Origin of the sequence: Clostridium thermobutyricum DSM 4928, assembly GCF_002050515.1 — a bacterium.
Taxonomy (GTDB): Bacteria; Bacillota; Clostridia; order Clostridiales; family Clostridiaceae; genus Clostridium; species Clostridium thermobutyricum.
The window spans coordinates 43,045-55,883 of record NZ_LTAY01000020.1 but is presented as its reverse complement, the minus strand read 5'-3'; the positions used below and the strand labels follow the sequence as shown (position 1 = coordinate 55,883).

General features: G+C 27.3%; 12 protein-coding genes. 1 reads left to right on the top strand and 11 read right to left on the bottom strand.

Annotated elements, in window-relative coordinates:
• Positions 1-32: 32 nt before the first annotated feature.
• From CLTHE_RS02230 to recR, 11 genes are all read right to left on the bottom strand, one after another.
• Complete coding sequence (locus CLTHE_RS02230) at positions 33-1,274, bottom strand: DUF1015 domain-containing protein (protein WP_080021798.1); 1,242 nt, start codon at positions 1,272-1,274, stop codon at positions 33-35.
• A 158-nt stretch (positions 1,275-1,432) separates the two neighbouring features.
• On the bottom strand, positions 1,433-2,341 hold the full coding sequence (locus tag CLTHE_RS02225) for a D-2-hydroxyacid dehydrogenase (RefSeq protein WP_080021797.1): 909 nt from the start codon (positions 2,339-2,341) through the stop codon (positions 1,433-1,435).
• Between the two features lie 38 nt (positions 2,342-2,379).
• Entirely contained in the window at positions 2,380-3,459 is a 1,080-nt protein-coding gene (locus CLTHE_RS02220; protein WP_002596574.1) for a pyridoxal-phosphate-dependent aminotransferase family protein, read from the bottom strand.
• A 243-nt stretch (positions 3,460-3,702) separates the two neighbouring features.
• Complete coding sequence (locus CLTHE_RS02215; RefSeq protein ID WP_080021796.1) at positions 3,703-5,649, bottom strand: KUP/HAK/KT family potassium transporter; 1,947 nt, start codon at positions 5,647-5,649, stop codon at positions 3,703-3,705.
• Positions 5,650-5,921: 272 nt separating this feature from the next.
• Positions 5,922-7,418, bottom strand: coding sequence for a carboxypeptidase M32 (locus CLTHE_RS02210; protein WP_080021795.1), 1,497 nt, complete (start codon positions 7,416-7,418; stop codon positions 5,922-5,924).
• An 8-nt stretch (positions 7,419-7,426) separates the two neighbouring features.
• Positions 7,427-7,603, bottom strand: coding sequence for a hypothetical protein (locus CLTHE_RS16860; RefSeq protein ID WP_002596571.1), 177 nt, complete (start codon positions 7,601-7,603; stop codon positions 7,427-7,429).
• Positions 7,604-7,733: 130 nt separating this feature from the next.
• Positions 7,734-8,984 (bottom strand): ABC transporter permease subunit, encoded by a 1,251-nt coding sequence (locus CLTHE_RS02205; protein WP_080021794.1) that lies wholly within the window; start codon positions 8,982-8,984, stop codon positions 7,734-7,736.
• Complete coding sequence (locus tag CLTHE_RS02200; protein ID WP_080021793.1) at positions 8,984-9,898, bottom strand: ABC transporter ATP-binding protein; 915 nt, start codon at positions 9,896-9,898, stop codon at positions 8,984-8,986. The genes CLTHE_RS02205 and CLTHE_RS02200 overlap by 1 nt, the downstream gene beginning before the upstream one ends.
• Positions 9,899-10,056: 158 nt before the next feature.
• Positions 10,057-10,305: a pro-sigmaK processing inhibitor BofA family protein gene (locus CLTHE_RS02195; RefSeq protein ID WP_080021792.1), complete on the bottom strand. Its 249-nt coding sequence runs from the start codon at positions 10,303-10,305 to the stop codon at positions 10,057-10,059.
• Positions 10,306-10,353: 48 nt separating this feature from the next.
• A complete protein-coding gene (locus CLTHE_RS02190) occupies positions 10,354-10,635 on the bottom strand; it encodes a DUF2508 family protein (protein WP_080021791.1) in 282 nt (93 codons plus the stop codon).
• A 204-nt stretch (positions 10,636-10,839) separates the two neighbouring features.
• Positions 10,840-11,436, bottom strand: coding sequence for a recombination mediator RecR (recR, locus tag CLTHE_RS02185; protein ID WP_080021790.1), 597 nt, complete (start codon positions 11,434-11,436; stop codon positions 10,840-10,842).
• Between the two features lie 233 nt (positions 11,437-11,669).
• Between recR and CLTHE_RS02180 the strand changes: the two genes are divergently transcribed.
• Complete coding sequence (locus CLTHE_RS02180; RefSeq protein ID WP_080021789.1) at positions 11,670-12,836, top strand: MFS transporter; 1,167 nt, start codon at positions 11,670-11,672, stop codon at positions 12,834-12,836.
• Positions 12,837-12,839: the final 3 nt, after the last annotated feature.

Sequence of the window (12,839 nt, the reverse complement as noted above, 5' to 3'; positions counted from 1 at the left end):
TCAAATGAATTACTGTTAAATTTAAGTGAAATTTATAAATGATGTATAAATAACCCACTTCTAAGCTTTGGTTCAAACCAAGTTGATTTTGGTGGCATAACTTTTCCCATATCTGCAACCGCCATTATATCACTTATCTCTGTTGGATACATTGAAAAACCTACTTGCATATCTTTATCTATTCTTTTATTTATTTCTTTTATCCCTCTTATACCACCTATAAAATCTATTCTTTCTGATTTTCTAACATCTTCTATACCTAATATAGGTGTTAAAATATTTTCTTGAAGTATTGAAACATCTAATCTTTCAATTGGATCATTTTCATTAAAGCTTCCTTCTTTAGCTGAAATTTTATACCATTCTCCTTTTATACACATTCCAAAAGTGTGTTTTTCTGTTGGCTTAAATCCATCATTATTTTTACATTTTTCTATATTAAATTTTTCTGAAACTTTTTCTAAAAACTCATATTTAGAATACCCATTTAAATCTTTAACAACTCTATTGTAATCCATAACCATTAAATCTTTATCTGGAAAGGCAACAGCTAAGAAATAATTAAATTCTTCTTCTCCTGTATAATTTGGATTTTCCTCTCTTCTCATTAACCCAACTTTTGCAGCTGAAGCTGTCCTATGGTGTCCATCAGCTATATACATGTATTTTACACTTTTAAATAATTCAACTATTTCTCTAACTATTATTGGATTATCTATTACCCATACTATATGCCTTATTCCATCATCTGCATAAAAATCATATTCAGCTTCTCTATTACTCCACGCATTTATAACAGCTGATATTATCTCATCTTCTCTATAAGTTAAAAAAATAGGTCCTGTATTGGCATTACAATAATCTACATGATTTATTCTGTCTTGTTCTTTTTCTTCTCTTGTAAACTCATGTTTCTTTATAACATTATTTAGATAATCATCTATTGACGCACAAAATACTAATCCAGTTTGAGCTCTTCCATCCATAATTTGTCTATATATATAAAGACAATCTGATTTATCTTGTATAAAATATTTTTTATCAATCATCTCTTTAAGATTATCTCTAGCTTTTTCATAAACTCTTTTATCATGTATATCAATATCTTTATCTAAGTCTATTTCAGCTTTATCAACATGTAAAAATGAGTATTTATTTCCTAAAACTCTTTCTCTTGCTTCATCACTATCCATTACATCATAAGGAAGTGCCGCAATTTTTGATGCTAATTCTATAACCGGTCTTATTCCTTTAAAACCTTTTATTTTTGCCATAAAAAAACCTCCTATTTATATTTCAATTTTATTATAAATCTTTATTTAAATATTTTAGGGGCAAAGTATAAACCCTCATTCGTAATTTTTCAATCTAATAGATTTCAAAAGGTTTATGCTTTACCCCCAATTTTAAAACTATATTTCTATAGTTTAAGTTATATATTAAAGAAATTTTTTAATGTTTCCACAACTTCTTCACCTATTCTATTTTGTGCTTCATCTGTTGCTGCTCCAATATGGGGTGTAACACTAACTCTAGGATTATTTATAAGTTCTTTATTTGTTGTTGGCTCATTTTCAAAAACATCTATTCCTGCCCCTTTAATTTTGCCACTATTTAAAGCTTCTAAAAGAGCTTTTTCATCAACAACTTTTCCCCTAGCACAATTTATAATATATGCTCCATCTTTAATAATGTTCAATTCATTTTCCCCAATTAACGCCCCTTTTTCTTTATCATATGGAACATGTAATGATATGAAATCTGAATTTTTAAGTACCTCTTCAAAGCTTAAAAATTCATAATTTAAATCTTCATGTTTTCCCTCCATAGTATAATATATTATTTTCATTCCCAAAGCATCAGCTTTCTTAGCTAAACTTCTTCCTATTCTCCCCATACCAATAATACCAAGTATTTTTCCTGACAATTCACTACCTTGATATAATTTTTTATTCCATTCTCCATTTCTCATAGTAAAATTTGATATTCCTATGAATCTTGATACTGCAAACATATGCCCTAAAGCAAGTTCTGCAACAGAATTTGAACTAGCATTAGGAGTATTTTTGACATCTATTCCTATACTTTGCGCATATTTTATGTCTATATTATCTATTCCTACTCCTGCTCTAATAGCTAATTTTAGCTTTCCACCTTTAGCCTCTTTTAAAACATCTTCTGTCAATTTTGTTGCTGATCTTATAACTACAGCATCAAATTCCTTTAATTTTTCCCCAAGTATTTCTTGATTAAAGTGTTGGTTTACTACTTCTATGCCTAGCTCTTTTAGTTTATCAATTGCTCCTGCTTGTAAACCATCATTTGTTAAAACTCTATACATTTTATAGCCCCCTCTAAATTAAAGATTATTCCCCCAAATTAATCTTCTAATTTTAATATTTCATTTATATTTTTTAGTAAGTCTTTCATATCTTCTATAGTACAATCAGCCATATGAGCTATTCTAAAAGTTTTATCTTTAAGAGTTCCATATCCATTTGAAATAGCAAATCCTCTTGCTGCTAATTCTTTATTTAAAGCTCCTACTTCAATTGCTCTAGTATTTTTTATAGCTGTTACTGTATTTGAAAGATGTTTCTCATCTGCAAATAATTCAAAATGCTTCTTTGCCCATGCTCTAACCATTTTTGCAAGTTCTATATGTCTTGCATATCTATTTTCAATTCCCTCTTTATTCAATATATAATCTAACTGGTAATCTAGTGCAAACATATGTGATAAAGAAGGTGTTGAAGGATATTGATAATCCTTTTTTTGAATATATTTATATAATGCTAAAAGGTCTAAATAGAATCCTCTATTTGGAACTTTTTCTGCTCTTTCTTTTGCCTTATTTGAAAAAGTACAAATTGACATTCCAGGAGGTAATCCTATAGCCTTTTGAGTAGAAGTTATTAATATATCAATTCCCCATTCATCAACCTCTATTTTAGTTCCAACTGCTGAACTTACAGCATCAACAATAAATATAATGTCATCATATTTACTAACTACTTTACCAATTTCTTTAATTGGATTCATAACTCCAGTTGATGTCTCATTATGAGTTACAGCTACTAAATCATATTCTCCTGTACTTAATGCTTTATCTACCATTTCTGGAGTTACGGCTTCTCCCATAGGTACTTCAAATAAGTCCGCTTTAACATTATTATTTAAGGCCATTTCATACCATCTTTTCCCGAATGCTCCTACTGAAAATACTGCTGCTTTTTTAGCTGTACAACATCTTATAGCACCTTCCATTAATCCACTTCCTGAAGAAGTTGATAAAAGAATTTCACTTTGTGTATAGAAAATTTTTCTTAAATTATCACTTATTCTTCTTTGTAAAAATGATGCGTCTGCACTTCTATGACCTATCATAGGTGTTGCCATTTTTTCTAATACATCCTTACGTACTTCAACTGGACCAGGTATAAATAATTTTTTATGCATTTAAATCATCCCCCAATTTTTTAAAACATGTTTATTAACTTTAATTTATTGTTAATTTTACTACTTTTTGGAATTAAATACAATTAATATATTATTTTAAAAACATATTTAATTCTCTTGTATTTTATAAACACACATCTTTTTTTATAGAAAATTAGCTTATGCATTCTCTTCACATCAGTGTAATTATTTTCAAATAAAATAATAAAAAAATGGATTGATTAAAAATCAATCCATTTTTTATTAATCGTAAATTCTAACTATTTTTTTACTATTTGAATTATTTCCAACTAATATTGGAACTTTTTCAACTTCAACTACACTAGTATCTATTCCATACCATTTTTCAGGTGAAACAGTAAGTCTCTTTATAAGTAATTTTGCAGATAATATAAATTTATCCCATCCTGTAAATACACTTTCACTGCATAGTATTTCTTCTATAAGGATAAATTTAAAGTTACCTATTGCTTTTCTGCCTCTTGAAGTTATCATATAATCTTTTGGTTTAAATTGTACTTCTCCACTTTCCATAAGTTGCTCTACAACTTCAGCTAAAAGACCATTTATTCCTTGAGATAATCTAAAACCAAGTTTAAATTCAAGTCTAAATACTTTATTCTCTTTAATAGTTTTAAATTTATAAGCTTTTGTGTATGGTTCATCTGTAACTTGAATATGTATGAACCAATAATATTGTGCTTTCTTTGGTTGTTTATTAAATATTGAATAAACTATTTTATTTTCAACTTCACTCCATTTTCTTGATTTAGTTAAATAAACAATATTACTTGCATAAAGAGGTAGTTCTTTATCTTCTTCTATTAAATTAAATTTTTCTTCATAGTCAAAAAGACTGACAAATCTTCTATATTTCTTTTTGATTTGTGAACTATATGACCAAATATACATTAAGAATATTAAACCTGCTGTAATTAGTAATGTAATATATCCACCACTTATTATTTTAAAACTATTTGCATATAGGAAACTTGTTTCTATAGTTCCAAATACCACTAAAATAATAATTGATAAAACTTTTTTCTTCTTCTTATATCTCATATATTGTGATAAAAGTATTGTTGTCATAAGCATAGTTATTGTTATTGCAAGACCATATGCTGATTCCATGTTTTCAGATTTCTTAAATATTAATACTATTGCTATACATCCTATACATAAAGCATAGTTTACAGCTGCTATATATAATTGCCCCTTTTCTCCATTAGGATATCTAATATGAAGTCTTGGGAAAATATTAAGTTTTATTGCTTCTGAGACAAGTGTAAATGAACCAGATATTAAAGCTTGACTGGCAATTATTGTTGCAAGTGTAGCTATTATAACTCCTATTATAATAAACCAATGAGGCATTATTAAGAAGAATGGACTTTCTGTAATAAGATCCCCATTATGAGCTAGAAGATATGCTCCTTGCCCTAAATAACTAAGTACTAAACAAATCTTTACTAATACCCATGTATAATAAATATTTGATCTTCCACAGTGACCAAGATCTGAATATAAAGCTTCAGCTCCTGTAGTACAAAGGAATACTGCTCCTAAAATGTATACTGCACTATTTCCATGTAATATTAATCTTATTGCATAATAAGGATTTATAGCTTTTATTATAGTAGGATTTTTAGTTAGTTGAACTAATCCAAGTATACCTATCATTAAAAACCATATAAGCATTATAGGTCCAAATATTTTTCCTATCTTTTCAGTTCCAAATCTTTGGAATAAAAATAGCACTAAAATTATTGCTATTACAATTACTATAGTAACCTCGTCTTTAATAGGGAAAAGTACATTTAACCCTTCAATAGCTGAAGTTACTGAAACTGGTGGTGTTAATATACCATCTGCAAGTAATGCTCCTCCACCTATTATAGCTGGTACAATAAGCCACTTCGCGTATCGCTTAACCAAAGTATATAGGGCAAATATTCCTCCTTCACCTTTATTATCAGCTCTTAAAGTAAAAATAATATACTTTATAGTAGTCTGTAGCGTTAATGTCCAAAACACTAAGGATACTCCTCCTAAAATAACATTGGTCGATGAATAATTGTTATTTGTAGAAAGTATTGCTTGCATTACATAAAGAGGTGATGTTCCTATATCACCATACACAATTCCAAGTGCAACAAGTAATGATCCAATAGTGACCACATTCTTTTTCATTTTCTTTTGCTCCTTTTGACTTTATTTTTCTAAATAAATGTAAAATTAAATAGCTAAAAAACTTTTTTGTTTATTAGCTATATTTAAAGATTATATCACAATAATTTAATAGTCTATGTCATAAAAAAATCTATTTTTTTGACAATTTATTAACATCTAAGAAAAATGCTTGAAATTTTAAACATTTCTATCAATTAATTATATAACTTTCTAAAAAATTGAATTTTTGAATCAGTTATCTTTTAATCTTTATTCTTTTAGCCTTTATTATTTTAAAATTTATATATCCTGCTATATTTTTTATTTAAATATTCTAAGAAGTATATCGGATTTAATTCTTCTCCTGAAATTCTTTTTATTAATTCTTTTGGTGAATATATTGCTCCATACTTATGGACATTTTCATTGAGCCATTTTTTAATATAACTTAACTCTCCAACTTTTAAATCATTATAAAGCTCTTTATAATCTTTTTCCATAGTATTTAACATTTGAGCTCCATAAAGATTTCCTAATGCATAACTTGGGAAGTATCCAAATGAACCATCTGACCAATGTACGTCTTGTAAAATTCCTTCACTATCATCTTTTGGTTCTACCCCTAAATATTCTTTATACTTTTTATTCCACTCTTCTTTCACATTATCAATATCTAATTCTCCTGAAATAAGTGCTTTTTCTATTTCATATCTTATTATTATATGAATACTATAAGTTAACTCATCAGCTTCTGTTCTTATAAGAGAAGAACTAACTTTATTTATTCCTTCATAGAATTCTTTAAAACTTACATTTTCAAATTCTTTAAATTGATATTTTGCATATGGAAAAAAGTATTCCCAAAACTCTTCGCTTCTTCCTATTATATTTTCATAAAATCTAGATTGTGATTCATGAATACTCATTGAAAGTCCTGTATCTAATCCTGTATTTTGAAGTTCATCAGGAATATTTTGATCATAAATTCCATGCCCTCCTTCATGGATACAACTAAATAATGCATTTGTAAAATCAGGATTATCATAATTAGTAGTTATTCTAACATCTTTGTTTCCAAATCCTATAGTAAATGGATGCATGCTTTCATCAAGTCTTCCTTTTTCAAAATCATATCCCATTTTATTTAAAACAAATAAAGAAAACTTTTCTTGCTCTTCCTTACTAAAGTTTCCTATAAAGAAATCTTTATTTACTATTTTTCCACTTCTCTCAATTTTTTTAAGAATTTTAAATATCCCATCTTTTAATTCTGAAAAAACTCTATCTAATTCATTTACTGTAAGACCTTCTTCATACCTATCTAATAAAGCATCATATTTCTCTTCTTTATAACCATAATATTCTGCAAATTCTCTTTGAAAATCTATCATTTTCTTTAAGTGTGGTTTAAATATTTCAAAATCTTTCTTTTCTTTTGCTTCTTCCCAAGCTCCTTCTGAAATAGCTGATGCAACTATAAATTCTCTATATCTTTTATCCGGTATTCTCTTAGTTTGCTCATAATTCTTTTTTGCATACTTAATTATTGCTTTATCCATATCTGATAATTCTTCAATATTTCCTGAGAAATATTCAAGAATTTCTCCCATTTTATCAGATGTTGTCATATTAAATATTTCTCCAGATATATGCTCTATAATTCCAGAACGTTGTTCTATAGCTTTCTTTGGCATTTTAGTTTGCATATCCCAGTATATAAGCTCTAAAGCTGAATTCATTTTTCCGATTTTATCCAATTCTAGTTTTAATTCTTTTAATTTCTCTTTCATATACTCACCTACCATTCTGGTCCAAAATAAAGTACAGATTCAGTTTCTCTACAATACTTTGTAATCATACATACACTTAATTTTCTCGGACATTTAAAACAAACACATCCTAAATCTTTTCCGTCACAATCCCCACTTTTCTTTTCTGGACACTCTTCACAGTTTACTCCTACTCCAGCTGCCATAATTAGTCCCTCCTATTTTTTTAAATATTTATTTTACCTTATTATATCAAATTTTAATTTTTATAAAATAAAAGGCTCTAAATTCATATAAAAATTTAGAACCTTTTACTATTTTTTATTTAATATATTATTATACTAAAATATCTCTTTTTTCAAATACTATGTGTGCTATTATATATGAAATTATAGTTGTTGCTAATAATACCACCATTCCCATTCCTGGTCTAAAATTTACATTTGCATGAAATACATGTGCTATATCTCCATTTATTATTGCTGGAGCATTTCCATAACCTAAGAAAGTTAAATGTGCCAATTTAGCAATTTTAGGTATCATTAATGGCAATACAGAACCTCCAACTACTAATATTATAGATATTGCCATTCCAACCATATTACTCTTAACTAAAGTTGAAATCATAAATACTACAGCACAACACGCTATAACAAATAAAAGTTGTAAAAATAAACTTTGCCCTAAAAGCTCTCCGTAGGTAATCCATTCTCCCGTACCTTCTATTTGTTTTAAAGATTCATAACCTTCTTTAAGAAGTACTTCTTTATCTATTTCATATCTAAGACCAACTTTAGTAAATTGGTCAAATCCTTTAAAACCTCTTATAGCTCCTATAATACCAAATATTATTCCTTGAGTACCAAATATTAAAGTTAGTGATGTAATTAAAAAAGTTAAAAATTTTGATAAAAGTATTTTTCCTCTAGAAACTGGTTGTATAAGTAAGAACTTAAAAGTTTCATTTGTAGATTCATCTGAAACAATATCACTTCCAAACACAGCTATAAAAATTGGAATTGCAACGCTAAGTATAAATGCAAAATTTAAAAGAGCCATTATAGGATTAAACTCCCACATTTCTACCGGCTTTATATTGTTTTCAAGATAATATTTATAAAGTTCTAACCACTCTTTATCAGCTTCAATTTCTGCTTTACTAGAAATCCCATTAGATTCCAGATATTTTATATTTTCTTCTCTTTCTTTGATTTGTTCTTTTAACTCCTCTTGCCATGTTGGTGGATTTTTAATTAATTTTTCTAATCTTTTAATTTCATCTTGTGCATTTTCTAAATCTATTTTTGATTGTTCTAACCATTTTAAATTACTTTCTTTTTCTTGAGCATTTTTAGAATTTTTCCATTCTTTTTCTGCTATTTTTACGTTTTCTTTATAATGTTCAAGACTATCTTTTTCAATTTCAATTCTATATTTTGGATCCATATTATCAAGAGTATTTTTCTCTTCTAAATAAGCTATTCCAGTAAGTCCTGCTGCAGAAAGAAAAAATAATCCTAATAAAACCCAAGTTTTAGGTCTTTTAAATAATTTTATAAATTCATTTTTAATTAAAGTTAATATCATTATTTATTTCCTCCTTCAACAAGCTCCATATATCTTTGCTCTAACCCATCTCTATTCTTATAAATTTCTTCAATTAAAATATCATTATTTACTAATACCTTTATAAGCTTTGGTGATGTTTTTTCATGTAAAGTCATATGAATCTTTTTTTCTACAACTTGAATTGAGTCAATAAATGGTTGTCTATTTAGAATTTCTAAAACTACTTTTTCTTCTGATTTATGAACTAATACAAAGTTTTCTTTATTTGCTCCATAAACAGATTGTCCCATTGTTTCTACTGATTTTATTACACCATCTTTTAAAAAAGCTACTTTATCACACATTTGTTCTATTTCACTTAATATATGAGATGAAACGAATACAGCTATTTTTCTTTCTTTAGCTATCCTTTTTATTAATTCTCTAAATTCAATAATTCCTGATGGATCTAATCCATTTGTAGGTTCATCTAAAATCAAAAGCTTTGGATTACCTAATAAAGCTGCTGCAATTCCAAGTCTTTGTTTCATTCCTAAAGAATATCTTTTTGTCTTATCTTTTATTCTGTTTTCTAATCCAACAAGCTTTATTAAATCTTCCACTTCATTCATTGGAATTTTTCTAACTCTAGCAATTTGCATAAGATTTTCTTTTCCAGATAAAAACTTATAAAGTGCTGGATTTTCTACAACTGCTCCAACTTCTCTTAGCGCTTCTTCTCTTCTTCTATTTAAATCTTTTCCACAAATCTCAATAGTTCCTGAATTTTGTTTTATAAGACCTACCAACATTCTTATAGTAGTTGTTTTACCAGAACCATTTGGACCTAAAAACCCAAATACTTCTCCCTCTTCTACAGTAAAACTTAAGTCTTTTATTATTTCTCTTTTACCTAAAGACTTTTTAAGATTTTTAACCTCTAAAACTCTCATTTCCTTTCCCCCTATTAACTTATAATTAAATGATAGATAAAAAATCTTAATATTAACTGTTCAAAATCTTAATATTTTCTTAACTGTTTATTAATAAATATAAATAAAAAAACTATCTCAAAGATTTTTATAAAATAATCTTTAAGATAGTTATGTTTTTAAACAAAAAAATTAAATAATATCATAACAATAACTCCTGGTATTCCAAAAATACCTGCAATTAATGACGTTACAATATTTATTCCTATATGAATTCCAAATCCAGCACCTAATAAATTGACTACATATAGAAGTATGACTCCTATAATACCATTTAGCAACAATTTTATAGGCCATTTTAGAAGTTTTATTATTACGTATAATATTATTAATCCAATAATACCATAAACAAATAATCCAGCATCCATAAACTCACCTCACCTTTTAATATAGCCACTTTAAGGTACTATAAAAATTTAATACTCTGCAATGCTAGTACAATTTTCTATAATATATCCATTAGATGCAACAATTCCTTTCTTTTTTGCAAGTTCAATAAAATAGGAATATCTTTTCATAGCTGCTCTCTCTGCATATATAGCAACTTCTATAAGAAGTGGATCTTTAACATTATCAAATGCACTGCTTGCAATTTCCATTTCTGCCTTTGTGGCACTTATTTGTTCTAGTATATAATCTTTTTCACTTCTATTTCCTAATATATTATTAAAATATTCCTTTATGTTACTTTTTTTCATTTTTATTCCCCTCCATATTAAAAAAATTTATCTTATTTTTATTATTACCAGTATGGACAGGCTTATTCACTTTTTTATTTTTATTTGTAACACATTTTTCTCTTAATCATAAATTAGAACTATAAGAAGCTTTTCACTCATTCTCAAACAAAACTTCTAACTCCCATCTATATAGGACTCAATTATTTTAATTGAGTCCTTCTTTTATATTTGAGTTCTTCCTTGAAGTGCTTTAGATAAAGTTACTTCATCTGCATATTCTAAATCTCCACCTACTGGTATTCCAGCAGCAATTCTTGTTACTTTAACATCTAATGGCTTTAATATTTTAGCTATATACATAGCTGTTGCTTCACCTTCAATATTAGGATTTGTTGCAATTATTACTTCTTTAACAGTATCACTCATTCTTGCAACTAATTCTCTTATTTTTATATCTTGTGGCCCTCTTCCTTGCATTGGAGAAAGATTTCCATGAAGAACATGATAAAGTCCATTAAATTCCTTAACTTTTTCCATTGTCATAATATCTTTTGGTTGCTCAACAACGCAAATAGTACTCTTGTCCCTATTTGGATTTCCACAAATTGAACAAGGATCAGTATCTGTAAAATTACCACAAACTGAACAATATTTTATAGTTCCTCTTGCTTTTACAAGAGCATCTGCAAATTCTTTAACTTCTTCATCAGGTAAATTTAAGATATGTAAAGTTAATCTTTGAGCAGTTTTTTGCCCAATGCTTGGAAGTTTAGCAAACTCTCCAATCAATTTTTCTATAGCAACTGGATAAAAGTCCATAATATATCTCCTTTTCAAAAAAATTATAATCTTTAATAAAGCATTTAAGCTCAAATCTAATATATATTATACACTAAGTTTCCCACACTGTATTTTATTTATGCCTAAAAAATTTTAATATAGTTGACAAGTCAACGAAACCATGATAAACTCCTTTTAGTTGATAAATCAACTTTTTATTTTTGAAAAATTTTAGTTGACTTTACAACAATAATAACGAAGGAGAAATCATTATGAATAAAATACAAAAATTATCTATATTATCATTATCATTCATATCCCTTATAGCAACTGCCGCTATGGCACCTGCACTTAACGGAATTCAATTACATTTCATAAATGCTCCTGAAACACTTATAAAGCTAGTTGTTACATTACCAGCTTTAATATGTATTCCCATTGGATTATTAAACAAAGCATTTATGAAATTTATATCAAAAAAGAATTTAATAATTATAGGATTAATTTTATATACTATAGGAGGTTTATCTTCTAGTTTAAGCCCTAATATATATGTACTTCTATTTACAAGAGCTATTCTTGGATTAGGACTTGGAGTAACAGCTCCTCTTTCTTTAGTTTTAATAGGAGATTTCTTTCATGGAAAAGAAAGAGCTAAATTTATGGGATTTTCAACTGCAACTACTAACTTAGGTGGAATACTTTCTACTTTATTTGTAGGTTTTCTTGTAAGCTTAGGTTGGAGATATTCTTTCTTAGTTTATGCTGTAGCAATTATAGTACTTATTTTAATTGTATTCTTTTTACCAAATGACTACGAAAATAATGAAGAAAAGTTAAGCACAGGAAATATTGAAGAAGATATTAGACTTAATAAAGGAATTTTTAAATATGCTATTTTAGTATTTTTAGGACTTATTGCATTTTATGCTATTCCTACAAATATGGATTTTTTAGTTAAATTAAGAAATTTAGGTGGTGCATCTACTGCAGCTAATATAGTTTCAATAGGTACATTAACTTCATTAATTTCTGCAATTATATTCCCAAAACTAATAAAAATATTTAAAAGATATTTCTCATTAATTATTTTTATATCTATGTTTTTAGGATTTATTATATTAGGAACTGCACATAGCATGCCAATGATATTACTTGGAGCAATATTTGTTGGATTTGGATTTGGTGACGTAATTCCTTTTGGAATGTTATTTGCATCAAACTTAGTACATAAAACACATACAGCTTTAGCAATACTTATAGTAACTACAGGATTATATTTTGGAGAATTCGTATCACCATTAATTTTACAATTCTTATCTAAAACTTTAAATATACAAAATGTAACTGGAAGTCTATTTGGAGCTTGTATAGTTTGCATAGTTGCGTTATTAGTTTCAATATATGCTATAATTAGTGATAGGAAATTAGTAATTTAACAT